The sequence below is a fragment of the Micromonospora violae genome (genome assembly GCF_004217135.1).
Taxonomy (GTDB): Bacteria; Actinomycetota; Actinomycetes; order Mycobacteriales; family Micromonosporaceae; genus Micromonospora; species Micromonospora violae.
The window spans coordinates 2,848,750-2,874,738 of the sequence record NZ_SHKK01000001.1 but is presented as its reverse complement, the minus strand read 5'-3'; the positions used below and the strand labels follow the sequence as shown (position 1 = coordinate 2,874,738).

Genomic DNA, 25,989 nt, shown 5'->3' with positions numbered 1-25,989 from the left:
AAGCGCGGCCCAACCGATCGGTACGCGTTCCGCCGCGCGGAGCGTAGTCGACGTCGGATTCACCCCGTACCGCCTTCCGGCAAAACAATTCCTGGGGTTCACCCGCGCGCCTAACGTGAGTCTCATCCATTCCAGTCGGGTCGGCCGGTACGGACAGTTGGCACCTGACTGCATCAAACGGAGGCAGCATGGACAACTGGTTCATCTCAGCGGCGGTGTCCCGCAGCGCAGAATCCGAAGCGGACCGGCGGAGGCTCGCGGCCCTGGTGGATCCAGGAGTGTGCAACGCCGACCCGGCAGGCGGTGGATCGCCGAGCGACGCGGCCATCCTCAACTTCGCGCTGAATCTCGAATATCTCGAGGCCGAGTTCTACCTCCGCGCGACGACGGGATCCGGGCTTCCTGACGAGATGACCACCGGCACCGGGGTGCGCGGCGAGGTGTCCGGCGGAGGATCGGTCAACTTCAGCAGCAACTTCGTGCAGAGGTTCGCGAAGGAGATCGCCTCCGACGAGATGCAGCACGTGGCCTTCCTGCGATCCGCGCTCGGCAACGCCGCTGTTGCTCGTCCCGCCATCTCGCTGGACGAGAGCTTCACGGCGGCGGCGACGGCCGCTGGTCTCATCAAGCAGGGCGAAAGGTTCGACCCGTACGCGAACGATCTCAACTTCCTCTTCGCGGCGTTCCTCTTCGAGGACGTCGGAGTGTCGGCGTTCAAAGGTTCCGCGTCACTGCTGTCGAACAAGACGTACCTTGATGCGGCAGCTGGCCTGCTGGCCACCGAGGCGTACCACGCGGGAATTGTCCGATCCGCGCTCTACAGCGCCGGACTCACCGACGACACAGTATTTGATTCGGTGCGGAAGATCTCCGACGCGCGTAACAGTCTCGATGGCCCGGCGGATGACGACCAGGGTGTCGGCACGGCGGCGGACCCGAATTTCATCCCCACCGATGAAAATGGAATGTGCTACGGCCGATCGGCGCAGTCCGTTCTGAACATCGCCTACCTGAGCCCGAACCCGGTCTCGTCAGGTGGCTTCTACCCGGCCGGCATGAACGGCGACATCGTGATGAGCGCCGCATCGGCGTGAGGGCCGTCGGACGTCGTCCCCGCTGACGTGTCGCAGGGCGCACCGCGACACGTCAGCGGTTGTGCAGGTCGATCTGCTCCTGGATCTGTCGGGCGAAACCCTCCGCCATGGCGAGCTGCTGCCGGAGCGCGTGGACCCGGGACTGGGCAGCGGTGTGGAACAGGGCGAGGCGGTCCAACAGCGCCGCGCGCGCGTCGCCGTCGGTGGTGGTGAGGTCGTCGAGCAGCCGCAGCAGGTCGCGCATCTCCTCCAGGGTGAAGCCGAGCGGCTTCATCCGCTTGATGACGCGCAGACGGTCGAGGTCCGGCTCGGTGTAGAGGCGGAACCCACCCTCGCTGCGCGCCGAGGGTACGACCAGACCCGCGTCCTCGTAGTGGCGGATGGTGCGGATGCTCAGCCCGACGCGTTCGGCGGCTTCTCCGATCTGCATGTGTCGAGCGGCTGTCGCCTCGACGCGCCCGTCGCTCATCAGTGCCCGGCCGTGAGCGTGCCGGCCAGGTTCTCGTGGAAGCTCGCGCTGGCGGGGTTCAACCCGACGATGTCGACACGCTTGCCGCGCGACGCGTACCTGGTCGTGATCGCATCCAAGGCCGCGACGGAGGAGGCGTCCCAGATGTGGGCCTCGGTCATGTCGACAACGACATGCTCCGGGTCACCGGCGTAGTCGAACTGGGAGACCAGGTCGTTGCTGGAGGCGAAGAACAACTCACCGTGGACGTGGTAGATCCGCGTGCCGCCGTCCGGGTCCAGGACGCTGGTCACCTCGACGAGGTGCGCCACCCGACGGGCAAAGATCACCATCGCGGCGAGCACCCCGAGGACGACACCGACGGCGAGGTTGTGGCTGACCAGCGTGCCGATGACAGTGATGACCATGACGATCGTCTCGCCCCAGGGCATCCGCTTCAACGTGGCGGGTTCAATGCTGTGCCAGTCGAACGTGCCGACTGAGACGATGATCATTACGGCGACCAGGGCCGCCATCGGGATCAGCGCGACCACGTCGCCGAGGGCGACGACGAGGACGAGCAGGAACGTCCCGGCGAGGAACGTTGACAGCCGGGTCCGGGCACCGGACGTCTTCACGTTGATCATCGTCTGGCCGATCATGGCGCAGCCGCCCATGCCGCCGAAGAAGCCGGTGACGATGTTCGCCACACCCTGACCCCAGGACTCCCGGGTCTTGTTGGAGTGGGTGTCGGTGATGTCGTCGACCAGCTTCGCCGTCATCAGCGATTCCATCAGCCCGACCAGGGCGATACCGAGCGCGTACGGGGCGATGAGCCGCAGCGTGTCCAGGGTGTAGGGCACGTCGGGTAGCCCCAGGGTGGGCAGGCTGTCGGGCAGGGTGCCCTCCCCGCCGACGTTGGGCACGGTCAGGTGCGCGGCGACGGTGAACACCGTCAGCGCGATGATCGCCACCAGCGGGGCCGGCACGGCGGTGGTCAGTCTCGGAAGAAACACCATGATCGCGAGCGCGACGGCGACCATCGGGTAGACCAGCCACGGCACGCCGATCAGATGCGGCACCTGCGCGGTGAAGATCAAGATAGCCAGGGCGTTGACGAACCCCACCATCACGCTGCGCGGAACGAATCGCATCAGCTTCGCCACTCCGAGCGCGGCGAGCACCACCTGTAGGAGGCCACCCAGGATCACCGCGGCGACGAGGTGGTCGAGGCCGTGCTCCTTGGCGAGGGGGGCCACCACGAGCGCGACCGCACCGGTCGCCGCACTGATCATCGCCGGTCGTCCGCCCGTGAAGGCGATGGTGACCGCCATCGTGAACGACGCGAACAGCCCCACCCGTGGGTCGACGCCGGCGAGGATCGAGAAGGAGATCGCCTCCGGGATCAGCGCCAGCGCCACCACCAGACCGGCCAGAACCTCGGTACGCAGCACCCGGGGTGAGGACAGCCACTCAGGTCGGGAGGGCCGGGGCGGGCGGACCGCCGACAACAGTGCAGACATGCGACTCATCTCACGCTCGGTGTGCGCGCACGAGGACAGCACCGGCGCGTCTCGTCCGGTTGCTGACGTGCGAGGGGGCGTCAGGCAGGGCCACCGGCATCGCGGTGGTCGGCTGACCAGCCAACGACTCTACTCTTCCGTGACGGGAGAGTCCTGCTGGTGACCCGTGGTGGTGATCACTCTCCGGGCGCTCGGCCGCCGCCGAAGGCCCGCTTCAGCCACCGGTCGCCAGCGGCTACGCCGACACCGCCTGCCGATCACCGGCTGAATCGTGGGCGGCCATCGTCTCCTGCCGGCGGGGTTCCTCCTCGAGGATGGCGCAGTGCAGCCAGGTGTCCGGAATGGCGAAGCCGTCCACGAGCGTCCGCATGTGCGGGCGCAACTCCTTGAGCAGGCCGTTCACCACGCCGGTGATCGCCTTGGAGCGGGCCGGCGTGAGACGACCATGCTCCAGGAACCAGCCCTTGTCGGCCTCGATGACGCTGAGCGCGTACAGGTCACAGACCCGCGAGAGCAGCGCCCGGACCGCCGGGTCGGCGGTGTTCTCGATGCCGGCGACGAACGCCTCCAGGGTGACCCGGTCGATGTGCGCGGCGGCGACAGCGAGGACGTGGTCCTGGACATCATTGAAGATGTCGAAGGGTCGGTCCGTCTTCGTGGCCGCGCCGTTGCGCAGGCGGCGGACAGCGCCGTCGAGCAGATGCCTCTCGCGGTCCTCGAAGATCTTGAGCTGCCAGCCGCGGTGAGTGACCGCGACCTCGTCGTCGCGGCCGGGTACGGCGCTGATCAGCCGCTCGATCACCGACCGGGCGGCCGTGCGCTCGAGCACCATCTCGCGGACCTGTTCGGCGACGAAGGAGGCGCGCCCCCACCCGTCCAGCGAGCCGAACTCGTCCCGGTAGCCGGTGAGCAGCCCCTTGGCCACCAACTGCAACAGCACCGTGTTGTCGCCCTCGAAGGTGGTGAAGACGTCGGTGTCGGCCTTCAGGCTGGGCAGCCGGTTCTCGGCCAGGTAGCCGGCACCACCACATGCCTCACGACACATCTGGATGGTGCGCGTCGCGTGCCAGGTCTGCGCGGCCTTGAGGCCGGCGGCCCGGGACTCCAGCTCCCGTTGCCGGTGCTCGTCGACCGGCCCGTCGCCGCCCTGCACCTCACTGAGGGCGGTGACCAACTCGGCCTGGGCGAAGCTCAGCGCGTACGTGGTGGCCAGGGCGGGAAGCAACTTGCGCTGGTGGGCCAGGTAGTCGTTGAGCAGCACCTCCCGGCCCGCGTCGGGCGTGCCGAACTGGCGGCGGATGTCGCCGTAGCGCACGGCGATGGTCAGCGCCGACTTGGTGGCCGCCGACGCGGCGCCGCCTACGCTCACCCGGCCGCGGACCAGGGTGCCGAGCATGGTGAAGAAGCGTCGGGAGTCGTTCTCGATCGGGCTCGAGTACGTCCCGTCCGGCGCGACCTGACCGTAGCGGTCGAGCAGCATGTCCCGCGGCACGGTCACGTGGGTGAAGCTGAGCCGTCCGTTGTCCACGCCGAGCAGGCCCGCCTTGGGTCCGGCGTCGCCGATGGTCACGCCGGGCAGCGGGTTGCCCTGCGCGTCGCGGATCGGGACCAACCACGCGTGTACGCCGTGCCGCGTCCCGTCGGTGATCAGCTGCGCGAAGACCACCGCCATCCGTCCGTCGCGGGCGGCGTTGCCGATGTAGTCCTTGCGGGCCGCCTCATGCGGGGTGTGCAGGTCGAAGGTCTGCGTCTGCGGGTCGTAGGTGCAGGTGGTGCGTAGTTGCTGGACGTCGGAGCCGTGGCCGGTCTCGGTCATGGCGAAACAGCCGAAGGCCCGACCCTCGATGATGTCGCGCAGGTAGACGTCGTGGTGCCGCTTCGTGCCGAGGGCGGCGACAGCGCCACCGAACAGGCCCCACTGCACGCCCGCCTTGACCATCAGCGACAGGTCGACCTGCGCCAGCATCTCGCTGGCGACGATCGAGCCGCCGACGTCGCCCCTGCCGCCGTACTCGGTGGGGAAGGCCGACGTCATGCCCAGCTCGACGGGGAGTTGGGTGAGCAGCCGGGTGATCCGCTCGCGTGCCTGGTCACCGGTCTCGCCGTACACCGGGAGGAAGCGCTCGTCGAGGTGCTCGCGGTGCGCGGCGCGGACCGCGGCCCACGGTCCGTCGAGCACGTCGCGCAGGCGGGCGAGATCGATGTGATCGGGCATGGTCCCCCCTCAGCGGATGGGCATATGGGTGCAGGCCGTGCCCTATCCAGAATACCGGCGGCTGAGTGAGTCGGCAGAGGAGAGCATGGCGATTTCTGTCCGCGATCGGGAGCCTGCGGAGCTACCTCCCCAGCTCAAATTAGGCGATCGGACCGCGTTGAACCATGACAGTCGTGTGACAGTTTTCTATCAGTCCCGTCAAATTCTGGAACGGTTCCCCAATGAGGGGCCGACGCGCTAGTCAGCCAGCGTGAAGCGGGACGATCGGCGCAGGTCGCGCGGAATCCGCGCTCACCGACCAGTGTCGACGATGCCGCACGTCAGGCGTGCGAGCGACCAATTCGTTACGGGTACGCGCAAATTTTTGTGTGCATATCCACAAACCTGCGGTGCCAGCTGGATGTGCCGCGATGGGCATCGGTAGGTTCGCCGGACCCATGTGTGACCCGCTGAAGGTGATCGATGTTGATATCGACGATGAGACGCGAAGAAACGCCGATGGTGCGATACGCCAACCGGTTCGCGTCTCGGAAGGGGGATCGTGTCCGCACTCACAGTGCAGTCGCTCTATAAAATATTCGGCAACCGGGCTGACGAAGCGGTAAGGCGGCTGGCGGACGGGAGGCCCCGAGACGAGGCCCTGGCCGGGCTGCCGGCCACGGCCGCCGTGATCGACGCGAATTTCGAGGTACGCCCGGGCGAGATCTTCGTCGTCATGGGCCTCTCCGGCTCCGGAAAGTCGACCCTGATCCGGATGCTCAACGGCCTGCTGCGTCCCACCAGCGGCAGCGTGCGGGTCGATGGGGTCGAGTTGACCACGCTCAAGCCGGCGGCGCTGCGCAAGCTGCGCCGCGAGAAGATCAGCATGGTGTTCCAGCACTTCGCGCTCATGCCGCACCGGACGGTTGTGGAGAACGCGGGGTACGCGTTGGAGGTCGCCGGGCTGCCTAAGGCCGAGCGACGTGAGCGGGCCATGGACGCGCTGCGCATGGTGGGTCTGACAGAGTGGGCGGACAACCTGCCGCACGACCTCTCCGGCGGCATGCGCCAGCGGGTCGGGCTGGCCCGCGCGCTCGCGGCCGGCACCGAGATCCTGCTGATGGACGAGGCATTCTCGGCGCTGGACCCGCTGATCCGCCGGGAGATCCAGGACCAACTCCTGGAACTTCAGGCGGAGCTGGGCAAGACGATCATCTTCATCACCCACGATCTCAACGAGGCCATGCGGCTCGGCGATCGGATCGCCGTGATGCGGGACGGTCGGATCGTCCAGATCGGCACGGCTGAGGAGATCCTCACTGATCCGGCCACCGACTACGTGGCGCAGTTCGTCGCCGACGTCGACCGGACCCGGATCCTCACCGCCTCGTCGGTCATGGAGAAGCCCCAGCAGGTGCTGGACGTCAACGCCGGTCCCCGGGTCGCGGCGAAGGCGTTGCGGGAGAGCCAAACCTCGGTGATCTACGTGACCGGACCGATGAAGACGTTCCTCGGCACGGTCACCGAGGACGAGGTGTCGCGGGCACTCCGTGAGGGCCACCCCCACCTCGACGGCTACGTGTCGACTGAGCGAGTCCGCACGGTCACCGCGGACACCTCGGTCGCCGACCTCTTCGGCGACTGCGCGGAGAGCCAGCACCCGGTGGCCGTCCTCGACGAGCGCGACCGGCTGATCGGGGTGATACCCCGGATCACCCTGCTCACGGCGCTGGCCGCCGCGACCCCGGACGAGCCGACGCAGGCTCAGGACCAGGTTGAACTGGTCGGAACGAAGGGAGAGCCAGCATGATCCTGGCGCAGTCGCCACTGGACAGTTGGTTGCCCCGGGTGCCGCTGGGCGCCTGGACCGAGTCCGCCGTCGACTGGGCCACCGCCACCCTCGGCCCGTTCTTCGACGGTGTCGCCACCGTCGTCGACGCGTTGGTGCGTCCGCTCAACGACCTGCTCACCGGCGTACCGGCGGTGGTGGTCGTCCTGGTACTCGCCGGCCTCGGTTGGTGGCTGCGTGGGTGGAAGTTCGCCCTCGGCGCCGCAGTCGGTCTCGGCCTGGTAGCCGGCATGCCGTACTGGGAGGAGACCATGAGCACGCTCGCCCAGGTGCTCGTCGCCAGCACCCTGGCGTTGCTGATGGCCATCCCGCTGGGCGTGCTCGTCGCCGAGAACAAGCGGGCCTCCGCTGTCGCCCGGCCGGTGCTGGACCTGATGCAGACCATGCCCGCGTTCGTCTACCTCATCCCGGCGATCTTCTTTTTCGGTATCGGCACCGTGCCGGGCGTACTGGCCACCCTGGTCTTCAGCATGCCGCCGGGCGTGCGCCTGACCGAGCTGGGTCTGCGCCAGGTCGACAAGGAGATCGTCCAGGCCGCCGAGTCGTTCGGCGCTCCACCGTGGATGGTGCTGCTGCGGACGAAGCTGCCGCTGGCGCTGCCCACGATCATGACCGGCGTCAACCAGGTCATCATGCTGGCCCTGTCCATGGTGGTGATCGCCGGCATGGTGGGTGCCGGTGGCCTCGGCGACGTGATCATGTTTGCGTTGTCCCAGGTCGAGGTGGGCAGCGGCGTTGAGGGCGGGATCGCCGTGGTGATCCTGGCCGTGGTACTCGACCGTCTCACCGACTCGGCGGGCGACCGCTTCCCGTCCGCGCGGGCGCAACGACTCGCGCGGCAGGCGGCCTGACCCGTCGCTCTCCGCCGGCAATCACACTCCCGCGTACGCGGGTCCGCCGGCGTACCCCAAAAAGGAAGGACAAAACCCTTGTTTTCGACACTGAAGCGCGTCCTCGCGCTCACGGTGACCGCCACCCTGGCTCTGGGCGGCGTTGCCGCCTGCGGCGAGCAGGACGACGCGTCCGACAAGAACAAGAAAATCACCATCGGTTACATGGCCTGGGACGAAGCGATCGCCGCCTCCCACCTGTGGCAGAAGATCCTGCAGGACAAGGGCTACGAGGTCGAGCTGAAGAACCTGGAGGCCGGTCTCGTCTACGGCGGTCTCGCCAAGGGCGACATCGACCTGTTCCTGGACAGCTGGCTGCCCCAGACGCACGCCTCCTACCTCGAGAAGTACGGCGACAAGCTGGAGAAGCTCGGCGTCTGGTACGACGATGCCAGCCTGAGCATCGCGGTGCCGGCGTACGTCGAGGGCGTCGACTCGCTGGCCGACCTGGCCGGCAAGGCTGCCAGCTTCGACGGGCAGATGATCGGCATCGAGCCGGGCGCCGGTCTGACCAAGGCCACCCAGGAGAAGGTCATCCCCGAGTACGGCCTGGACGGCAAGCTGAAGCTGAAGACCTCCTCGACTCCCGCGATGCTGGCCGCGTTGGACGGCGCGATCGCCGACAAGAAGCCGATCGTAGTCACGCTCTGGCACCCGCACTGGGCCTACGCCAAGTACGAGCTGAAGGACCTCACCGACCCGAAGGGCACCCTCGGCCAGGCCGAGCAGGTCAACACTCTCGCCCGCACCGGTTTCGGTGCGGACTTCCCCGAGGCTACCGCGATGCTGAAGAAGTTCAAGATGGACGGCGCGCAGCTCGCGTCCCTGGAGGACCTCATGTTCAACACGCACAAGGGCGACGAGGAGAAGGCCGTCGAGGAGTGGCTGAAGGCCAACCCCGACTACCTGAACACGCTCTCCTGATCCCACCGACGCCAGAGGGGTCCCGCCGAACCGGCGGGGCCCCTCGGCGTTCCCGCCCTCCGAGCGACACCCTCGAGCGGTCCGGTCAGGCGCACAGGTCACGCCGGCGGTAGCCGACGGCGCCGACGATCACTCCGGCTGCGGCGATGCCGACCATCACCGCCGCCGCGGGCCAGGCCGGCGCGGTGGCCGGTACCGCGGCAAGGTGCGCGAACGGTGACAGCGCGTGAATCCAGGAAGGTGCGTCGATGCTGTCGGCGGTGACCTGCCAGATGAACCCGCCAGCGGCCGGGAGAGCGCCGATCGCCGCGACGGCGCGTGGTGCCCAACCGAGCGCCAGGACGGCAGCTCCCCAGCAGAGCAGCACCACCGGCACGACGTTCCATGCGCCGGCGAGCGCGTCACCGGCCCCAAGGTCGGCATGGACGGTGGCAGTGCCAGCCCACATGGCGACACCCGCCACTGTGATCAGAACCAGCGCCGCGCAGCCGGCAACGGCCGCTTCGGCAGCCAACAGCCGCAGCCGGGTTACCGGTGCGGCCAGCAGCAGGGTGAGACGCCGGGCATTCTCGTCCGCGGCGAGGGCGGCGATTCGCACGGCGACGAACACCCCGACCGGGACGGCCAGCAGCGCGTACAGGGTGGCCGCGAAGCCCTCGACCGTGCCGAGTGCGGGGAAGCCGGCCTGGGCCGCCATGGTCGCGAACTGGGGGTTGTCGACCAGGAATTCCGTCATGGACCGGGCGATCAGGCCCAGGAGCAGGAAGTACGCCGCGATGCCGGTCGACCATGCGGCCAGTGGCCGCATTGTGCGCCGGACGGCGAAGGCGGGCACCGAACCGAGCAACGCGGTGCGCGCCGGTCTGCCAACGGCGGCAGTAAGAATGGCCCCGTCGACGTCGCGCCGCGCCGCGAGCCGGCCGGTGAGAGCCAGCAGCAGCACCGCGGTGATCGTCAGCACCGACACCGGCAGCCCCTGATCGGTGTCGAACGGGCGGGTGAGCGCTACGAGCCCGAACGGGGACAGCCACCGAAGCCAGGCCAGTGCCGGCACACCGTCGCCGACCATCCGCGTGAGCACCCCGGCGACCAGGATGGCGGCCGCCGCACCGTTGGCAGCCGACCGGCTGGCGAAGAGCTGGGCGGTGACTCCCCCGAGGGCGACGAAGAAGAGCCCCACGGCGGCGAGGCCGGCTCCGTGCAACAACGAACCCTTGGCTTCCACTCCCGCGGCGATCATCGCCGCCGCGGTCGCCGCTCCGACGAGAACCGGAACGACGGCCAGGACACCGAGATGATGGCGGACCGCCTCGGCGAGGGTGATGCGGCCAGACAGCAACAGACTCCACCGGCCGGCGTCCTCCTCCGCGCGGGTGATCCGGGTGGCGGTCAGCATCGCCCACACACCGAGCAGGACCGCCAGGACAGTGCCCGTACGCCAGACGGTGAACCCGCCAGCCTGGTCGAGCGCGACCGGCTCACCGAAGAGGGTACGGATCGCCGGGTTCTGTGCCAGCGCCTCGACGGCGGCCTGGTCCAGTGCCTCGGCGCGGTAGCCGACCACGACCAGCGCGGACATTCCCGCGCATACAACGGTCACGACCAGGGCCCCACGGCGCACCTGGCGCACTGCGAGCGCCCTCAGCACGCGGTGCGGCCGTGCTGCCGCCGTCGACGTTGCCATCATCGGGCGTCCTGCCCGTAGTAGGCGAGGAAGATCTCCTCCAGGCTCTGCTCACGGACGACGATGCTCGCCACATCAGCGTCGGCCAGGGCACGTAACGCCGCGGCAGGGGCGCCGTTCAGGGTGAACCGCACGGTCGAGGTGCCGTCGTGGCGCAGGCCGTCGACACCGGGGACGCCGCTGAGGTCCGGTGGCGTGCCGGTGAACGTCGCGGCCACCTCGGTCTGGTGCAGCCGGCGCAGCTGTTCGACGGACGCCACCTCCACCAGCTGTCCGGCACGCAGGATGCCGACCCGGTTGCAGATGGCCTCGACCTCGGCGAGTTGGTGGGAGCTGAGGAACACCGTCTGTCCGTTGTCGCGGGCCTCGGCGACGGCCTGCCGGAACTGTCGGTCCATGAGCGGATCCAGGCCGCTGGTTGGTTCGTCAAGCACCAGCAGCGGCGCTCGGGTGGCGAACGCCGCGATCAGAGCGACCTTCTGCCGGTTGCCCGTCGAGTAGGTACCGGCCGGTTTGGACACATCCAGGGCGAACCGTTGAATGAGCTCGCCGCGGTAGGCCGTGTCCGTACCGGGACCGATGCGGGCGAGCAGTTCCAGCACCTCGGCACCGGTCATCCGTGGCCACAGCGCCACATCCGCCGGCACGTAAGCGAGCCTGCGGTGGGCGGCGGCGACGTCGGCGGCGTCGGTGTCGAAGATCCACGCCCGTCCGGAGGTGGGTCGGGCAAGCCCGAGCAGCAGCCGGATCGTGGTCGACTTTCCGGCGCCGTTGGGACCGAGGAACCCGAACACCTCGCCCGCCGCGACGTCGAGGGTGAGGTCATCGAGGGCGAGTAGCCGCCCGTACCGCTTGGACAGATTTTCGGTGCGCAGGGCAGAAATGCCCATCGGAGCCTCCGGGGGGTCGCAGCAGGACATCACCTGCCGACCAGACTTCCCGGCGCACCTGATGGGAGCGTACTCCCGGCGGTCACGGCGCGGAGGCCGCCATGGCTTCCGATGTCCGGCAACGGCGTCCGCGCGATGTCGGCTGGATGCTGACCTGGATGCCGGACCGGTTGCCCACGACGATGTGGGCATGACAAGCGACATAGCCGTGCTCACCGAGGACCTGACCAAGTTCTACGGTCAACGCCGCGGCATCGAGGGGCTCAGCCTGGAGGTTCGTGCCGGGGAGGTGATGGGTTTCCTGGGCCCCAACGGTGCCGGGAAGACCACGACGACCCGGCTGCTGTTGGACTTCCTGCGTCCCACTCGTGGACGCGCGACGGTGCTGGGGCTCGACCCGCGCAGGGACAAGGCCGCACTGCACCGCCAGATCGGCTATCTGCCCGGTGAGCTCGTGTTCCCCGGGCGGGACAGGGCGGAAGACCTGCTGCGCTTCTTCGCCTCGGCTCGCGGCGGCGTGGCCTGGTCGCAGGTGACCGAACTGGCCGAGCGGCTCGACCTGGACCTGTCACGCCCGGTACGGACGATGAGTAAGGGCAACAAGCAGAAGGTCGGCCTGGTGCAGGCGTTCATGCACCGACCGGCGCTGCTGATCCTGGACGAGCCGACCAGCGGTCTCGATCCACTCATGCAGCAGGAATTCCTGGCCCTGGTCCGCGACGCCAGCGTCGCCGGGCAGACCATCTTCATGTCCTCCCACGTCCTGGCCGAGGTGCAGCAGGCCGCCGACCGGGTCGCTATCGTCCGCGATGGCCAGCTGGCCGCGGTCGAACGAGTCGAGTCCCTCGGAAAGCGGGCAGTCCGCGCCGTCGAGATCCACTTCGACGACCCGGTGGACCCGGCGGAGTTCAGTGTCCTTCCGGGCGTCAGTGAGGTGGTCGTCTCCGGGCCGGTGTTGAAATGCACTGTCGACGGCCGCATCGATCCGCTGATCAAGGCAGCGGCGCGGCATGAGGTGGTGGACATGTTGTCGGCCGAGCCTGATCTGGAAGAGACGTTCCTGTCGTTCTACTACCACGCGGAAGGAGCCGGCGATGCATCCCGCGCTGGTGCTCAAGACCTGGCGTGACGACCGCCTCACGGTGGTCGCCTGGGCGGCTGGTGTCACGGCGTTCACCGCCATCTACACGTCGTTCTACAACCAGTTCCAGGGAGCCGCGGAGCTGAAGCAGGACGCCATGCCCCAGGGCATGCTGGACTTCCTCGGCATCGCCGACATGCTGTCACCCGCCGGCTATCTGCAGGCGACCATCTTCAGCCTGCTCGGCCCACTCCTGGTCCTGATGTGTGCCATCACACTGAGTGCCCGCACGATCGCTCGTCCCGAGGAAGACGGCGTCCTGGAGCTGATGCTGGCCAATCCGGTCTCGCGAAGGGCTTTCGCCTGGCAACGGGTGGCCGCCGCCGGCAGCGCGCTCACCGTGGTCGCCGCCATCCCGGGAATCCTGCTGATGATCATTGTGCCCTGGATCGGCATGGACATCCCCCTGTCCAACGTCGCTGCCGCATCCGCCGGCCTGGTAGCCCTGGTGTGGTGCTTCGCCGGTATCGCCTTCCTCACCGGCGCCGTGACCGGCAAGCGTACGACGGTCCTCGCGATCACCGGCGGCATCGCCGTGGCCACCTACATGGTCAACGCCATCGCCGGAATGCTCGACGGCTGGCACTGGGTGCGCTGGCTGTCCCCGTTTCACTACTTCATCGGCACCGACCCGCTGCACACCGGCTGGCATCCGGCTGAACTGCTCACCCTCGTACTCCTCGGTGTCGTAACCACGACCGCCGGAGTCATCGTGTTCGACCGCCGCGACATCGGTGTGTAAATCTGAGGCTGGTGGCCGCCGGTTACCGGCGGCCACCAGCACGCCGACAAGGAACAGCCCATGAGCGACGACGCCTGGCTTACCGCCAACTGCCACAATCTGCTGTCCGCCCCGGCCAGTGTCCGGCATCAGGCAGCGGTCGACCTGGGTGCTCGCGCAGCGGACGAAGGGCTCAGGCTCGGCGCGCTCGTCGCCGGTCTGCTGGACGCCACCACCGCCCAATGGAGCGCCACTGGGGTCGAGTCGGGCGACACCGCCATCGTCGTGCACTCCCACGCCGAAGCATTGCTGGCCAGCACCCGGGTCCTGCTCACCGCAGCCGTCGACGGGTACACCCGACAGAACCGTGTCGAGCTGGATCGCCACGACACCGAACGTGCCGTGTTCGTCAACGACCTGCTCACCGGCCGGGCCGACCCAGGCGCTCTGGCCGAACGCGCACACCGATACGGCATCCGTCTGTCGGCCACCCACACCGTCGTGATCGCCCGGGCGGCCGGCCTGACTCCCGGTATCACGCACCGCATCGACGCCGCCCTGGCCTCCAGGTTCGGCGAAGGCAACACCCTCACCACCCTCCGGGACGGTGATGTGGTCTGCATCAGTGCCGGCGGCCTGCGCGGCATCGCGGCCGAACTCGCGCACCTGCTCCGCGCCGAACTGGGTACGGGCAACTGGCAGGTCGGGGTCGGCCGCACGCAACCGGGCCTGCACGGCCTGGCCACGTCCCTCGACGAGGCCCGCCACACCCTCGACTATGCCGCCAGACTCGGTTTCACCACGCCCGTACTCAATGCCGCGGATCTGCTGGTCTTCCCCGTGCTTCTGCGTGACCGCGACGCCATCACCGACCTGGTGACGACGGTCCTCGGGCCACTGACCACGGCCCGCGGCGGCGCAGCGCCGTACCTGGAGACCCTGACCGTGCTCTTTGACAACCAGGGCAACCACACCGCGACAGCCCGGCAGATGCACCTGTCCGTCCGTGCGATCACCTACCGACTCGACCGCATCCGCGACCTGACCGGCTACCACCCCGGCGAGCCGACCCAACGATTCACGCTGCAGACCGCGGTGCTCGGCGCTCGACTACTCGGCTGGCCACCGTAGCCACGAGCACCCAGATCAGGACGGCGTCGTCGGCTGCTCTTCGTAGACGTCTGGTACTCCGTCGGCGTCGCTGTCTCGTTCCTCCAGGGCGCAGACTCCCTGGTAATGCCGGTTACGGGCGCGCAGGACGACGGCGGCCAGCACCGCCGAGAGGAGCGACCCGAGGAGGACGCCGATCTTGGAGTGGTCGTCGCGTTCGCTGCCGGCGCCGAAGGCCAGCTCGCCGATCAGCAGCGACACGGTGAATCCCACCCCGGCCAGCAGCGCCAACCCGACCATGTCCCACCAGGCGAGCCCTTCGGCGAGTCGGGCCCGGGTGAATCTCTGTACGAGCCAGGTGGCTCCGAGGACCCCGGCGGCTTTCCCCACCACCAACCCGACTATCACCCCCAGGGCGACCGAGTCGGTCAGGGTTGTGCCGAGGCCACCCGCCCCGGCGAGCGAGACACCAGCGGCGAAGAACGCGAACACCGGGACCGCGACCCCGGCGGACAACGGTCGGATCCGGTGCTCGAAATGCTCGGCCAGGCCAGGGCCGGGCCCCGGCTTGCGGCGCAGCACCGGCACGGTGAAGGCCAGCGCGACCCCGGCGACAGTGGCATGCACACCGGAGGCGTGCACGAGCACCCACGTCACGGCGGCGAGTGGCAGCAACAGCCACCAGGACCGCACCCGACGCTGGACCAGAAGCCCGAACAGCGCCATCGGGACCACCGCGAGCAGCAGCGGCCCGAAGTGCAGGGAACTGGTGTAGAAGACCGCGATGATCACAATGGCGAGCAGATCGTCGACCACCGCGAGGGTGAGCAGAAATGTCCGCATCGCTGAAGGCAGACTTGTGTTGATCACCCCGAGCACGGCCAGGGCGAACGCGATGTCCGTCGCGGTCGGGATCGCCCACCCGATCAACGCCCCGCCACCGGCCGCGACGTTGAACGCCACGTAGATCAACGCCGGCAGTGCCATGCCGCCGAGCGCGGCGGCGACCGGAAGGATCGCCCGGCGTGGCTCGCGGAGGTCACCGGCGACGAACTCGCGCTTGAGCTCCAGCCCGGCGACGAAGAAGAAGATCGCCAACAGGCCGTCGGCAGCCCACTGCGCCAACGAGAGGTCCAGATGCAGCGCTTTGGGACCCACGACAGCATCAGCGAGCGAGCGGTACGCGTCGGACCAGGGAGAGTTCGCCCAGGCGAGAGCGAGCACCGCGGCGATCAGCAGCAGCACCCCACCGACCGTCTCGGTCCGGAGGATGTCCCCGATGCGGCGTACCTCAGGCCAACTCCTGCGGCTGAGCAGGAGTGGCGTGCGGTTGGCCGGTGGTCGGGACATCGGAATCCTCCGCTGGGGTCGGTGACGAAGTCGCCGACCAGTCTTCCCGGCACACCGGCTTCCACCTTAGCCAAACGACGATCTTCAGCCTGTTGCCACCCCCGAGGGGTCGCTCGCGCCTCCGATGGTGTCCGGGGCGCGCCTCAGCGGGGACCGTCGGTCACCGGCGGCCACCCCGTGGGCCACTGAGCCGCAACGTGTTGCAGATGTCGAAGACGCCCGGCACGTCGTAGGCGAGTTCCGCCGCGACCCGCCGAGTGTCCGGGTCACTCACCAGGCCGGCGAGGATGACGACCCGGTTCTGCACGGAGACGGTGATCTGCTGGCGTCGCGTGGTCCAGTCGATGCTCAAACGCTGCGCGACCAGCGCCTCGATCCGCAGGTCCTCGCGGTCCGGCTCGGGCTGGTCCGAGGTGTCGGCGAACCAGTTCTCGTCCGGCAGTGGCCAGGGCAGGTACACGGTCAGCTCCTTGATTCTGGCGAAGCGGGGCGGTATCGCGGTCGGCGGGAGAACGGCCCCGTGAACGCGTCCTCTCCGGTGTCACGGGGAGTCGGACGGTTGGGGCCTGGCGGTGGTGACCACGAGTACGACGCCGGTGCCGGCAAGACCGGCCTGGATGACCAGGGTCAGGAGGCCGGTATCGACGTCGGCGAGACGGGCGAGGATGCTGCCCGCCAGGGCGGCGACCACTCCGACGGAGACGGTCAGCCAGATTGGGGCGTCCCGACGTCCGGGGGTGATGAGCCTGCCGAGTAGACCGATAGTGACGCCGACGAGGAGCGCGGTGACGAGACCAGCGACGCTCATGGCTCCCTCGGATCTCCTTCGAGTGGTTCTTGGAAAGTCGCAGCGGTACCAGCGGGCATGCCGTCGGTTCGAGACCGATGTCGATCAGGAACGTGCGGCCGTCACGGTGGCGGAGGTGGTGCGCTCCGACACCGATCCGTTCGACAGTTGGGCGAGGGCCTCGTCGCGGCTGTCGAAGAGGGGGAAGGCCCCGTCGAGGCGCATCGTGTGCAGGACGGTGCGGACGAACCGCGACGGTGCGGCAAGACAGAGTGTGGCGCCCCGCTCCCGGGCTTCGCGATGGGCGCGGACGAGTAGGCCGAGGCCGGTGGAGTCGATGAGGTGTACGCGGCTCAGATCAACAACAACGTGTCCGCCCATGTCGGCCGCGTGACGCAGGGCGGTGCGCAGGGTGTCCCCGGTGTCGAGATCGACGTCGCCGGCGGCGGCGACAACTGTCACGTCGTCGACATGGTCGATGCCGAGGATGCCGCCGGGACCGTGGTCGCCGCACGCGCGGCCGCCACCAGGCAGCGGCAACAGGCTGCAGTGCGGGCAGCGGTGCGGTCCGGTGGCGAACGGGGAACCGCTCCAGCCCTGTTCGGATACCAGGGTCCAGACGACCTCCGCGTCGGGGAGCACGCACGCGGTGGCCTTGACGGTGTCGCCGCAGGTGTCGCAGATCAGGGTCATCAGGTGGTCGTCCGGGACAACGGTCATTCTGCTGGTCCTTCCTGGGGCCGTGTCTCCTCGTGCGGTGGGACACGGCGTCCGTGCAGTGCCGAAGCGGGGCTGGCTCCCGAGCCTGACGTCCGGCCCGGATGGCGATCCAGCCCGATGGCGGGAGCGGTGAGGCCGCGATCGTCAGTGCGTGGCTCTTACCGAGGCGCGGCCGTGAGCGACCAACGCCGGCGGTGCGGAGGTGGGTTCCTCCGCCGGGGTAGCGGTGCCGGGCGGCGACGGCGGCGCGGTGTCGACGACCGGCAGGATCTGATCCAGACGGGCGGTGTGCAGGATGCGGCGGATGCGCGGGTTCGGGTCGCGGACGGTCAGGACCCCGTCGGAACGGGCGAGTTGCCGGTGCACATCGAGCAGCAGGCCGATGGCGGCGGCGTCGATGTGCCGGCAGCCAGACAGGTCGACCACGACCCGGGCGGGATGCAGGGCCAGCAGCCGGTCGAACACCGCTCCGGTCGCCGGCAGGCAGGTCAGGTCGAATTCGGTGATGCGCACCTCGACCAGCGGCAGCGTGCACGTCGTCGGTGCCAGAGGTCCGGTCACGGGCACACCCCTCTCCTTCACGGACGCGGTTGTGCATGACCCTGCCGTGCCGGCTTGGCGGTCACCACGCGGATCTGTGACAGTTCCATGACAAATCAGCTCAGCCGGCCGTCACAGTTGGCCGCGGAGCCGGTCGTCTGGGGATGATGCCCGGTATGACGTCCGTGCTGGTGATCGAGGACGACGACCGCATCCGGCTGGCGTTGTTGCTCGCCCTCGAGGACGAGGGTTACGACGCCCTGGGGGCGGCCACGGCCGAGGAGGGTCTGCGCGTGCAGCGCCGCGATCCGGCAGACTACGTCCTGGTTGACCTGATGTTGCCCGGTCTTGACGGCTTCGAGTGCATTCGGCAGATGCGCCGCGCCGATGATGTGCCGATCGTGGTGGTCAGCGCCCGCGACGACACGCACGACATTGTCGCCGCCCTCGAAGCCGGTGCCGACGACTACGTGGTCAAACCCGTGGCGATCAAGGAACTGACCGCCCGCCTGCGCGCCCTGCGACGCCGTGCCCGCAGCGACGTCGCGGTACACGCGCCGGAGCCCGTGCCCGTGCTCGTCGTCGGCGAGCTGGAGATCAGCCCCGACGGGGGAGAGGTTCACCGCGCCGGTCGACCCGTCCCGGTCACCCGCACCGAGTTCCGGCTGCTGTGCGAGCTGGCCGAGCACGCTGGGCGAGTGTTGTCCCGTCAGCAGTTGCTGCAACGGGTCTGGGGGTACGACAGCGGCGACGAACGGCTCGTCGACGTACACGTGGGTCGGCTGCGGCAGAAGATCGAACCGGACCCGGCGAACCCCCGACACCTGGTCACCCTGCGGGGTCTAGGTTACAAGCTGCAGCGATGAGACGCCTCGGACTGCGGACCCGGGTGACCGCCGCGTTCGCCGTCGGCGCGCTGCTGCTCTCGGCGTCGATGGCCCTGATCTCCTATGAGCTGACCCGCCGATCCCTGCTCGACGAGCGGGAACGCATCGCGCTGCGAGCCGCCTACTTCGACGCTACCGTCGTTCGCGCCGGGCTCGACACCGACACCCCCGACGTGGTGGAGGTGCTCCGGTCGCTGGACACCGGCGGGAGCCGGCGGCCGGTGCTGCATCTGGACGGTGAGTGGTACGTGCGGGCAGCCGACCCCGGCACCACCGCCGCCATCCCCGTCGCCCTGCGTCGGGTCGTCGCGGCCGGCGAGCCCGCAGTGCAACGGGTCCGCGTCGACGGCCAATCCGTGCTGGTGGTCGGGGTGCCGCTGTCCGCGTCCGCGACCTACTTCGAGGTCAACTCACTCCGCGAACTGGAGCAGACGTTCCAGGTTCTGGCTCTCGCGCTGACCACCGTCGCGATCATGGTCGCTGGATCCGGCGCCGCCCTCGGCTGGTACGCCACCCGGCACGGGTTGCGGCCGTTGACGGCGGTCGCCGACGCGGCCGAGAAGATCGCCGCTGGTGACTTCACCGCCCGCCTCGACACGGCCACCGACCCTGACCTGACCCGCTTGTCCTCGTCGTTCAACCAGATGGTCGACCGGCTGGCCCAGCGCATCGAACGGGACCGCCGGTTCGCCGCCGACGTGAGTCACGAGTTGCGCTCTCCGTTGCAGACCCTCGCCGCGGCGGCCAGCGTCCTGGCCCGCCGTCGGGAACACCAGGACGAACGCACCGCCATCGCGGCCGGTCTCGTCGCCGACGAGATCGACCGTTTCCAGCGGCTCGTCAACGACCTGATCGACCTGGCCCGCAGCGACCAGCCTGCCCACCGGGCCACGGTGGACGTGGCGCAGTTGGCCCGCGATGCCTGCCGGGCTCTCGACCTGCCGACGACGCTCGTTCATCTCGCGCCGGACGTGCCGGCGACGTGGCAGGTCGAGCAGCGGCGGATCGCCCAGGTCCTGGCGAACCTGCTCGACAACGCCGTCACCTACGGAGGTGGTCCCGCGGGCGTGCGGCTGGATCGCGACGGTGAGGTCGGCATCATCGAAGTCGAGGACGACGGGCCCGGTGTGCCCGTCGAGGACCGTGAGGCGATCTTCGATCGTTTCGTCCGTGGGCGAGCCGCCCATACCCGTGGCGCCGGCGACGGCACCGGTCTCGGGCTGGCGTTGGTCGCCCAGCACGCCGCCGCGCACGGCGGGCAGGTGACGGTCGCCGACCGCCCGGGCGGGGGCGCCTGCTTCCGGGTCACCCTGCCGGAGAGCCTGCCATGAATCATCATCGTCATCTCGTCGTGCTGGCCGGTGCCGCGCTGTTGACCGGCTGCAGCATCCCCACCGACGACGCCCCCCGTGTCGTGCAGGCACCGCGAGGACCATCGCACAGCTCTGCACCCGTCGACACGACCGCACCGCCCGGCCGGGCGGCCGAGACGCTCTGCTTCGTCCGCGACAACCGCGTCATCTCGTTCGTCCGGCGCGTCGACCAGCCACCAACGATCGAGGATCAACTGCGGCATCTGCTGGCCGGGCCCACCGCGGCCGAACGCGCGACCGACCTGACCAGCGCGTTGCCGGGAGCGGTCAACGCCGCCGGGGTCACCGTCACCGGCCGCGAAGCCCGCGTCGTGGTCGACACACCCGGCGAGGACGCCGGCCGCAGCGACGAAGTCCTCGCCTTCGGGCAGATCGTCTGCACCCTCACCAGCCGCGATGACGTCACCACCGTCACGTTCTCCCGTGACGGCCGACCTCTCGGCGTACCCCGCGCGGACGGGTCACTGTCCGAACAGCCGCTCACCCGCGCCGATTTCGCCCCACTGATCAGCCCTCGCTGAGTCGCCTCCGCTGCGCCTACCCACAGCGCCTCGGTGCGACCCGTGACCGACACCCGCACGGGTCCCGGCCAGGGCCCAGTGTGGGCCCTGGCCGGGACTGTTCGATCAGTTGATTCAGCTGGCGCGCTGCCGACGGCGGGTCAGCAGCATGAGGACGACGCCGAGCAGAGCCAGCATCGCGCCAGCGGTCAGTGGCGAGGCGATGCTGTCACCGGTCACCGGCAGGATTCGTGGGAAGTAGCGGAAGGTGAGCCCGTTGGAGGTTCCACCGTCGGTGCTCACGGTGACCGTGGTGGTCCCGGCCGCGCAGGGTGGCGTGCGGAAGGTCAACGAGCGACCGTCCGCTGCCACGCTGACCTGGCTGGCCGGGATGGTCCTTCCGCAGATCGTGACAGTTGTTCCCCCCGGCACGAACCCGGAACCGCCGACCGTCACGGTCGTTCCGCCCCCGGTCGGCCCCTGACCCGGGGTGACCGTGTCGATGCGCGGTGGGGCGACCTCGTAGGTGAACCCGTCCGGCTCGGTGACATCCTCCCCGGGCAGTAGCACCGTCACGTCCACCGAGCCGGGCAGGCCCGGTGGGGTGACGACGGTCAGCGACGTGCCGTCCGGACTCACGACGAGGTTGGTCCCCGGTGTGTTGCCGAAGTTCACGCCGGTGGCGCCGGTGAGGCCGGTCCCGGTGATCGTCACCGTGGTACCGCCGGTCGTCGGTCCGGTGTTCGGCACGATGGAGGCGATCGTCGGAGCGACGTACGTGAACGGTGGCGCGGTGGCGGTGCCCGCCGGGAACACCACTCGCACGTCCGCGGGTCCTGCCGTGTTCGGCGGAGTCACCACGGTGATCGTGGTGCCGCCCGGGTTGACCGTGAATCCGGTTCCGGGTACCCCGTCGAAGCTCACCCCGGTCGCCCCGGTGAACCCGGTCCCGGTGATCGTCACAGTGGTGCCACCCGAGGTCGGCCCGGTCGTCGGGTTCAGCCCGGTCACGGTCGCGGCGCTGCCGTCGGCGAGGTACGTGTAGTCCAGCGGAGCAGCCGTACCGCCGCCGGTGCTCACCACGACCACCGCCGGGCCGACCGCACCGGGCGGCGTGACCGCCGTCAGTGAGGTGCCGCCCGCGTTGACCGTGACGTTCGTGGCGGGCACCCCGTCGAAGGTGACGGTGGTGTCACCGGGAATGAAGCCGGCGCCGGTGATCGTCACCGTCTGGCCGCCGGACTGCGGACCCGCGTTCGGCGTGATCGAGGCGGCGCTCGGAGGCGCGGCCACGTAGGTGAACCCGTTCGGTGCTGTCGCGTTCGCGCCCGGGACGAGCACTGTCACGTCCACCGGACCAACCGGCCCGGGCGGTGTGACCACGGTCAGCGAGGTGCCGCTCGGGTCCACGACGAGGTTGGTGCCCGGCGTGTCGCCGAAGGTCACACCGGTCGCGCCGGTGAACCCGGTGCCGGTGATCGTCACCGTCGTGCCACCGGTATTCGGTCCGGTGTCCGGCACGATCGAGGTGATCGTCGGCGCGATGTAGGTGAACGTCGGCGCGGTCACCTCACCGGCCGGGAAGATCAGCTCGACCGCGGCCGGTCCCGCCGGGTTCGGCGGGGTCACCACGGTGATCGTGGTGCCGGCCGGGTTGACCGTGAAGCCGGTGCCGGGCAGCCCGTTGAAGTCGACACCTGCCACGCCGGTGAACCCGGTGCCGGTGATCGTCACCGTCGTGCCACCGACGGTCGGCCCGGACGTGGGCGCGAGGCCGGTGACGAGGGCCCCGCTGCCGTCGGCCAGGTACGTGTAGGCGAGCGGCGGCGATGTGCCGTTCACCGTGCTGACGAGGACCGACGCAGGGCCGACCGCGCCAGGCGGGGTGACGGCGGTCAGCGATGTGCCGCCGGGGTTGACGGTGACATTGGTGGCCGGTGCGCCGTCGAAGGTGACGGTGGTGCCGCCCGGAATGAAGCCCGTACCGGTGATCGTCACCGTCTGGCCACCCGACTGCGGTCCCTCGTCCGGGGTGATCGTCGCGGCTGCGGGTGCCGCCGGCGGACGCTCACAGATGGCCTCGGCGACGATCACCGTCCCGACCGGAATGGTCGTCGGTACGCCGAGCAGGGTGCCCGACAGGGTGAGGACGGCCCGCACGGTGATCGCGGTGGCACCGGTGGCGGTGGTCGTCTCGACGCGGGTCAACGAGGCGTTCAGGCTCGCGCCCACCAGACCCGGCACCACCACAGCGGCGCTGCCGACGACGGCGGGCGTGTTCGCCGTCAACGTCACCGCCGTGCCGAACAACTCCAGTCCGACGAGCGTGGTGTCCGCGCTGGTCGGGCCGACCTGGGGGCAGGTCGCGGTGGCGCTGACCTCGGTAGCGTCCAGCACGTCGACACCGAGCACGGCCAGGTTGAGGCCGTTGACGCTGGCGGACGCGGACGACGAGGCCGCCGCTCGGGTGGCGGTGACCTCCTCGACGGTGCCGCTGGCGGTCACTCCGAGCGCTCCGGGAATCGAGATGGCCAGCAGGGTCTCGGTGTCGGTGCCGCCGGCGGCCGGAGCGGTGGCCGTTCCGATGACGGCGTCGGCGGTGATGACGGCGATCCCGGCCACCTCGGCGGACAGGTCGACGACGACACCGCGGGCGCTCGCGTCACCCGGCGCCGCCAGTGCCGGCGTCCCCAACCCCAGGGTTGCCACGCCGGCAACGAGCAGCGCCGTGGACGCGCTCGTGATTCTTCGCAGGACAGGCCTCACCAATTTCCCCCGTTCAGTTCGACTGACGGGTCAGCTCAATGCGGCGACACCCGTCATCGACTGAACGAAATTGAAACAGACAAGTTATGGCATAACGGATGTTTCCGGTGTCGGCGATGGCGGCCTGGCCCCGGCAGACGCCCACTCATTCATCCGCAAACGGCGGATTCTGGATGGCGGGCGACTGCGCGACGACGTTCTCGATCAGCTAGGTTGCCGGCGTGAAGATGCAGATTCAGGTGCGGGAAGGCGTACTCGTTGAAGCACCGACGGCTGACGCCACCGGCATGGACCGGCGGGCGTTCGGCGAGTTCGTGGGGCCACACGGTGAGTTGGCTTCGTATGCGTTCGGCTGGACCACCGGCTCGGACCCGCACGTCGCCCGTCTGTCCGTCGGGATCGGCGCCGGCAACCCTGGGGGTGGCACCTTCCACGCCATCATCTTCGCCAACGACGGTGATCACGCGTTCTCCCTCGTCGACGAACCTTTCGAGCGGGTCCCGCAGGGCGGTCCGGACCTGACCGCGGAGCAGTCGCGTGCCCACGAGGACCTGCCGTTCGTCTGGTGGGTCACCGACCACGTCATGCAGCATGATCGGCGAGCCTGGTGGATGCGGCACTGGCTGCTGGGCACCGTCTGTATCCAGACCCCTGAGGTCTTCGAACGCCACGAGCCCGTCCTGTTCGTCAGCCACGACGCGGACGACGGCGTCTGGCAGTTGATCGGAGCCTCCGACGCGAGCGGTAGCAACGGCAAGGTCGGGCACCTGCACCATGCCGCCGACGAGGACCCCAGCCTGATCGATGTTCTCGACCTGCCACGCGGGCGTAGCGCGACACGCGAGGGCGTCGGCAGACCCTGGACCGGTCACCTCTAGCGCTCACTGGGCAACGTCAGAGCGGGCCGGTACCGCAGGGGCGGCTACCGTACGCTGATGGCTATCTCCCCGTACCTGGCCCGGCTGCGGGCCGTGATCGGCCACGAGCTGGTCCACCTGCCGTCGGTGTCGGTCATCGTCGTCGACGAGCAGGCGCGGCTCCTGCTGGTGCGTCACGCCGGGAGCAGGGACGGGTGGGCGGTGCCCGGCGGTGCCGTGGAGATCGGCGAATCGCCAGCCGAGGCGGCCGTGCGTGAGATCCGGGAAGAGATCGGCGTCCAGATCAGCCAGCCGCGGCTCCTGGACGTCCTCGGCGGCACCGACTACGAGGTGACCTATCCCAACGGTGACCGGGTCGCCTACGTCACCGCCGTCTACGAGGCCGGTATCGCCGAGGGGGCACCGGCGCCGGACGGCGAAGAGATCAGCGAACTGGACTGGTTCACCCCGGCGCAACTCCCCGGTGTGGACCTCAACCGGTTCACCCGGGCGCTGCTGCGGGCCACCGGCCACCTCGCCACGTAACCGATGCCGGTCGCCGACCGACCCTGCGACGGCTACCGGACGGTGTCGGCCACCGGTGTCGGTGGAAACAGGTGACGCAGCGTCGGGCCGACGGCTGTGGTCAACGTGCCGTCGTCACCGGAGTGCATGATCAGGTTGATCACTCCGGTCGCGACATGTCCGGTGCGGGTTTCGGCGGCCGCGGTCGCGACGTCGTGCGGGCTGAGATCGGCGAGTAGCTGCCGTACCAGGACGCCTTCTCCCCACAGCGCCTCCGCGGGAATGGGCAGACGGCCCAGCCAGGACAGCAGGATCGCCGCCCTGGCGGTGGGGTAGGGCATGGCGGCGGTGAGCCGTCGACGGATGCCGTCGACCTGTGTATCGGACAGTTCGCCACACTGTTGACCGCTGGCGGCGACCAACACAGGATGCAGCACGTCCGGGACCCTGCGCTCGGTCAGGTACCGCTTGCCTCTTTTCCCGGCTGGCCGGAACTGCGGGCGGCCCTCGTGCAGGTGCAGCAGGTCGGCCAACGGCCCCAGGAACGACGTCAGCTGATTCGGTACGCCGTGCCCGGCCAAAAACAGGCGGAGCGTCGCAGGGTCCGCCACGACGAGGTCGTTACGGAACCTCGATCGTTCCCAACTGACCGAGTCGTGCCCGTGCAGCCCAGCTCTGGCGAGCACGTCGCCCGCTCTGTCGCGGAGCACGATCGTGGGCCCACCGTGACAACGACAGATGTCACCGGTGAAGCGACCGGTCGTGGTCAACTCCCGCGCCGCCTCGACAGTCACCGCGTCCATCAGCTCAGTCACAATCGCACGGTCGCGAAGAGGGCCTCCGTCCTCACCGCCCTCCACAATCTGCACGGCGCGTGTTCGAGACCAGAAATCGTCAAGCCACTCCCGCATCGCCACTCCTACGCACACCCAACGGTCATGACACGAGCCCGCACGCTCATCGCTGCCAACGGGGACGCAGATCCGCAGGCGTCTTCGCCCGACTGGACAGGGACGGAATCTGTGGAAGGCGGCGTTGGGTGACTCCAGTCCGTTCGAGGAGGCGGAGGTGTGTGGCTCACTGGCAACGTACACCGTGATCGCGTCATGCCCGCCGGGCCTGGTCCCGATGGCGAAAGACGGCGAAACGTCGGCATTGGCGCGTGGTGAACGACGGGTATCCCGGACGGCGGTCCTGCGCCGATCATTGCCCGAGA

General features: G+C 69.2%; 23 protein-coding genes and 1 pseudogene. 12 read left to right on the top strand and 12 right to left on the bottom strand.

From position 1 onward, the window contains the following. Nucleotides 1-188 precede the first annotated feature (188 nt). Entirely contained in the window at nucleotides 189-1,094 is a 906-nt protein-coding gene (locus EV382_RS12980) for a ferritin-like domain-containing protein (protein WP_130401827.1), read from the top strand. A gap of 52 nt (nucleotides 1,095-1,146) precedes the next feature. Here EV382_RS12980 and EV382_RS12975 read toward each other — a convergent pair whose 3' ends face one another. The 3 genes from EV382_RS12975 to EV382_RS12965 all read right to left on the bottom strand — a co-directional run bounded on the left by EV382_RS12975 (nucleotide 1,147) and on the right by EV382_RS12965 (nucleotide 5,280). Next, complete coding sequence (locus EV382_RS12975; RefSeq protein WP_130401825.1) at nucleotides 1,147-1,524, bottom strand: MerR family transcriptional regulator; 378 nt, start codon at nucleotides 1,522-1,524, stop codon at nucleotides 1,147-1,149. Between the two features lie 38 nt (nucleotides 1,525-1,562). Further along, nucleotides 1,563-3,065, bottom strand: a complete 1,503-nt coding sequence (locus EV382_RS12970; protein WP_130401823.1) for a SulP family inorganic anion transporter — start codon at nucleotides 3,063-3,065, stop codon at nucleotides 1,563-1,565. A 235-nt stretch (nucleotides 3,066-3,300) separates the two neighbouring features. Further along, complete coding sequence (locus tag EV382_RS12965; RefSeq protein ID WP_130401821.1) at nucleotides 3,301-5,280, bottom strand: acyl-CoA dehydrogenase family protein; 1,980 nt, start codon at nucleotides 5,278-5,280, stop codon at nucleotides 3,301-3,303. A gap of 541 nt (nucleotides 5,281-5,821) precedes the next feature. On the opposite strand from EV382_RS12965, the pseudogene EV382_RS12960 reads away from it, so the two are divergent. The 3 genes and pseudogenes from EV382_RS12960 to EV382_RS32695 all read left to right on the top strand — a co-directional run. Beyond that, nucleotides 5,822-6,991 (top strand): annotated as a pseudogene (locus EV382_RS12960) (quaternary amine ABC transporter ATP-binding protein); the annotation flags it as partial. Nucleotides 6,992-7,065: 74 nt separating this feature from the next. Next, on the top strand, nucleotides 7,066-7,959 hold the full coding sequence (locus tag EV382_RS32700; RefSeq protein WP_165435776.1) for an ABC transporter permease: 894 nt from the start codon (nucleotides 7,066-7,068) through the stop codon (nucleotides 7,957-7,959). 78 nt (nucleotides 7,960-8,037) lie between these two features. Continuing rightward, on the top strand, nucleotides 8,038-8,922 hold the full coding sequence (locus EV382_RS32695; RefSeq protein ID WP_165435775.1) for a glycine betaine ABC transporter substrate-binding protein: 885 nt from the start codon (nucleotides 8,038-8,040) through the stop codon (nucleotides 8,920-8,922). An 85-nt stretch (nucleotides 8,923-9,007) separates the two neighbouring features. Here EV382_RS32695 and EV382_RS12950 read toward each other — a convergent pair whose 3' ends face one another. Together EV382_RS12950 and EV382_RS12945 are read right to left on the bottom strand one after the other, a co-directional pair. After that, nucleotides 9,008-10,501, bottom strand: a complete 1,494-nt coding sequence (locus EV382_RS12950) for a hypothetical protein (protein WP_208758394.1) — start codon at nucleotides 10,499-10,501, stop codon at nucleotides 9,008-9,010. Nucleotides 10,502-10,605: 104 nt separating this feature from the next. Continuing rightward, nucleotides 10,606-11,496 (bottom strand): ABC transporter ATP-binding protein, encoded by an 891-nt coding sequence (locus tag EV382_RS12945; RefSeq protein WP_208758393.1) that lies wholly within the window; start codon nucleotides 11,494-11,496, stop codon nucleotides 10,606-10,608. Between the two features lie 190 nt (nucleotides 11,497-11,686). Here EV382_RS12945 and EV382_RS12940 point away from each other — a divergent pair, with 190 nt between their 5' ends. Genes EV382_RS12940 through EV382_RS12930 form a run of 3 tightly spaced genes read left to right on the top strand, consistent with a single transcriptional unit; the run spans nucleotide 11,687 to nucleotide 14,489 of the window. Continuing rightward, nucleotides 11,687-12,625, top strand: a complete 939-nt coding sequence (locus EV382_RS12940) for an ABC transporter ATP-binding protein (RefSeq protein ID WP_130401815.1) — start codon at nucleotides 11,687-11,689, stop codon at nucleotides 12,623-12,625. After that, nucleotides 12,591-13,379, top strand: a complete 789-nt coding sequence (locus tag EV382_RS12935) for an ABC transporter permease subunit (RefSeq protein ID WP_130401813.1) — start codon at nucleotides 12,591-12,593, stop codon at nucleotides 13,377-13,379. The genes EV382_RS12940 and EV382_RS12935 overlap by 35 nt, the downstream gene beginning before the upstream one ends. Before the next feature lie 60 nt (nucleotides 13,380-13,439). After that, entirely contained in the window at nucleotides 13,440-14,489 is a 1,050-nt protein-coding gene (locus EV382_RS12930) for a PucR family transcriptional regulator (RefSeq protein WP_130401811.1), read from the top strand. Between the two features lie 15 nt (nucleotides 14,490-14,504). On the opposite strand, the gene nhaA is transcribed toward EV382_RS12930, so the two are convergent. The 5 genes from nhaA to EV382_RS12905 all read right to left on the bottom strand — a co-directional run bounded on the left by nhaA (nucleotide 14,505) and on the right by EV382_RS12905 (nucleotide 17,886). Further along, a complete protein-coding gene (nhaA, locus tag EV382_RS12925) occupies nucleotides 14,505-15,818 on the bottom strand; it encodes a Na+/H+ antiporter NhaA (RefSeq protein ID WP_130401809.1) in 1,314 nt (437 codons plus the stop codon). Between the two features lie 160 nt (nucleotides 15,819-15,978). After that, nucleotides 15,979-16,278: a BON domain-containing protein gene (locus tag EV382_RS12920; protein ID WP_130401807.1), complete on the bottom strand. Its 300-nt coding sequence runs from the start codon at nucleotides 16,276-16,278 to the stop codon at nucleotides 15,979-15,981. A gap of 81 nt (nucleotides 16,279-16,359) precedes the next feature. Next, nucleotides 16,360-16,626, bottom strand: coding sequence for a GlsB/YeaQ/YmgE family stress response membrane protein (locus EV382_RS12915; RefSeq protein WP_130401805.1), 267 nt, complete (start codon nucleotides 16,624-16,626; stop codon nucleotides 16,360-16,362). An 84-nt stretch (nucleotides 16,627-16,710) separates the two neighbouring features. Then, nucleotides 16,711-17,325: an STAS domain-containing protein gene (locus EV382_RS12910; RefSeq protein WP_130401803.1), complete on the bottom strand. Its 615-nt coding sequence runs from the start codon at nucleotides 17,323-17,325 to the stop codon at nucleotides 16,711-16,713. Nucleotides 17,326-17,469: 144 nt separating this feature from the next. Then, entirely contained in the window at nucleotides 17,470-17,886 is a 417-nt protein-coding gene (locus EV382_RS12905; protein WP_130401801.1) for an STAS domain-containing protein, read from the bottom strand. 155 nt (nucleotides 17,887-18,041) lie between these two features. Here EV382_RS12905 and EV382_RS12900 point away from each other — a divergent pair, with 155 nt between their 5' ends. The 3 genes from EV382_RS12900 to EV382_RS12890 are packed head-to-tail and all read left to right on the top strand — an operon-like array spanning nucleotide 18,042 to nucleotide 20,646. After that, nucleotides 18,042-18,731 carry a response regulator transcription factor gene (locus EV382_RS12900; protein WP_130401800.1) on the top strand — a complete coding sequence of 230 codons (690 nt, stop codon included), beginning with the start codon at nucleotides 18,042-18,044 and terminating at the stop codon, nucleotides 18,729-18,731. Next, complete coding sequence (locus tag EV382_RS12895; protein WP_130401799.1) at nucleotides 18,728-20,083, top strand: sensor histidine kinase; 1,356 nt, start codon at nucleotides 18,728-18,730, stop codon at nucleotides 20,081-20,083. Before EV382_RS12900 ends, EV382_RS12895 begins: the two co-directional genes overlap by 4 nt. Then, nucleotides 20,080-20,646 (top strand): GerMN domain-containing protein, encoded by a 567-nt coding sequence (locus EV382_RS12890; protein WP_130401798.1) that lies wholly within the window; start codon nucleotides 20,080-20,082, stop codon nucleotides 20,644-20,646. The genes EV382_RS12895 and EV382_RS12890 overlap by 4 nt, the downstream gene beginning before the upstream one ends. A 114-nt stretch (nucleotides 20,647-20,760) precedes the next feature. Here the strand turns inward: EV382_RS12890 and EV382_RS12885 are convergent, their stop codons facing one another. Beyond that, a complete protein-coding gene (locus tag EV382_RS12885; RefSeq protein WP_130401797.1) occupies nucleotides 20,761-23,334 on the bottom strand; it encodes an IPT/TIG domain-containing protein in 2,574 nt (857 codons plus the stop codon). A gap of 284 nt (nucleotides 23,335-23,618) precedes the next feature. On the opposite strand from EV382_RS12885, the gene EV382_RS12880 reads away from it, so the two are divergent. Beyond that, nucleotides 23,619-24,269, top strand: a complete 651-nt coding sequence (locus tag EV382_RS12880; RefSeq protein ID WP_130408757.1) for a hypothetical protein — start codon at nucleotides 23,619-23,621, stop codon at nucleotides 24,267-24,269. A 57-nt stretch (nucleotides 24,270-24,326) separates the two neighbouring features. After that, nucleotides 24,327-24,794, top strand: coding sequence for an NUDIX domain-containing protein (locus EV382_RS12875; RefSeq protein ID WP_130401796.1), 468 nt, complete (start codon nucleotides 24,327-24,329; stop codon nucleotides 24,792-24,794). A 32-nt stretch (nucleotides 24,795-24,826) separates the two neighbouring features. On the opposite strand, the gene EV382_RS33090 is transcribed toward EV382_RS12875, so the two are convergent. Then, nucleotides 24,827-25,588, bottom strand: coding sequence for a hypothetical protein (locus tag EV382_RS33090; protein WP_208758392.1), 762 nt, complete (start codon nucleotides 25,586-25,588; stop codon nucleotides 24,827-24,829). Nucleotides 25,589-25,989: the final 401 nt, after the last annotated feature.

Excerpts from the sequence above, each read along its gene's own strand:
- EV382_RS12880 (WP_130408757.1), top strand. The coding sequence starts at position 23,619 with ATGCAGATTCAGGTGCGGGAAGGCGTACTCGTTGAAGCACCGACGGCT.
- EV382_RS12975 (WP_130401825.1), bottom strand. The coding sequence starts at position 1,524 with ATGCAGATCGGAGAAGCCGCCGAACGCGTCGGGCTGAGCATCCGCACC.
- EV382_RS12965 (WP_130401821.1), bottom strand. The coding sequence starts at position 5,280 with ATGCCCGATCACATCGATCTCGCCCGCCTGCGCGACGTGCTCGACGGA.
- EV382_RS12890 (WP_130401798.1), top strand. The coding sequence starts at position 20,080 with ATGAATCATCATCGTCATCTCGTCGTGCTGGCCGGTGCCGCGCTGTTG.
- EV382_RS12915 (WP_130401805.1), bottom strand. The coding sequence starts at position 16,626 with ATGAGCGTCGCTGGTCTCGTCACCGCGCTCCTCGTCGGCGTCACTATC.
- EV382_RS12940 (WP_130401815.1), top strand. The coding sequence starts at position 11,687 with ATGACAAGCGACATAGCCGTGCTCACCGAGGACCTGACCAAGTTCTAC.
- EV382_RS12945 (WP_208758393.1), bottom strand. The coding sequence starts at position 11,496 with ATGGGCATTTCTGCCCTGCGCACCGAAAATCTGTCCAAGCGGTACGGG.
- EV382_RS12910 (WP_130401803.1), bottom strand. The coding sequence starts at position 17,325 with ATGACCGTTGTCCCGGACGACCACCTGATGACCCTGATCTGCGACACC.
- EV382_RS12900 (WP_130401800.1), top strand. The coding sequence starts at position 18,042 with ATGACGTCCGTGCTGGTGATCGAGGACGACGACCGCATCCGGCTGGCG.
- EV382_RS12980 (WP_130401827.1), top strand. The coding sequence starts at position 189 with ATGGACAACTGGTTCATCTCAGCGGCGGTGTCCCGCAGCGCAGAATCC.
- EV382_RS12895 (WP_130401799.1), top strand. The coding sequence starts at position 18,728 with ATGAGACGCCTCGGACTGCGGACCCGGGTGACCGCCGCGTTCGCCGTC.
- nhaA (WP_130401809.1), bottom strand. The coding sequence starts at position 15,818 with ATGTCCCGACCACCGGCCAACCGCACGCCACTCCTGCTCAGCCGCAGG.
- EV382_RS32700 (WP_165435776.1), top strand. The coding sequence starts at position 7,066 with ATGATCCTGGCGCAGTCGCCACTGGACAGTTGGTTGCCCCGGGTGCCG.
- EV382_RS12875 (WP_130401796.1), top strand. The coding sequence starts at position 24,327 with ATGGCTATCTCCCCGTACCTGGCCCGGCTGCGGGCCGTGATCGGCCAC.
- EV382_RS12930 (WP_130401811.1), top strand. The coding sequence starts at position 13,440 with ATGAGCGACGACGCCTGGCTTACCGCCAACTGCCACAATCTGCTGTCC.
- EV382_RS12950 (WP_208758394.1), bottom strand. The coding sequence starts at position 10,501 with ATGTCCGCGCTGGTCGTGGTCGGCTACCGCGCCGAGGCACTGGACCAG.
- EV382_RS12970 (WP_130401823.1), bottom strand. The coding sequence starts at position 3,065 with ATGTCTGCACTGTTGTCGGCGGTCCGCCCGCCCCGGCCCTCCCGACCT.
- EV382_RS12935 (WP_130401813.1), top strand. The coding sequence starts at position 12,591 with ATGCATCCCGCGCTGGTGCTCAAGACCTGGCGTGACGACCGCCTCACG.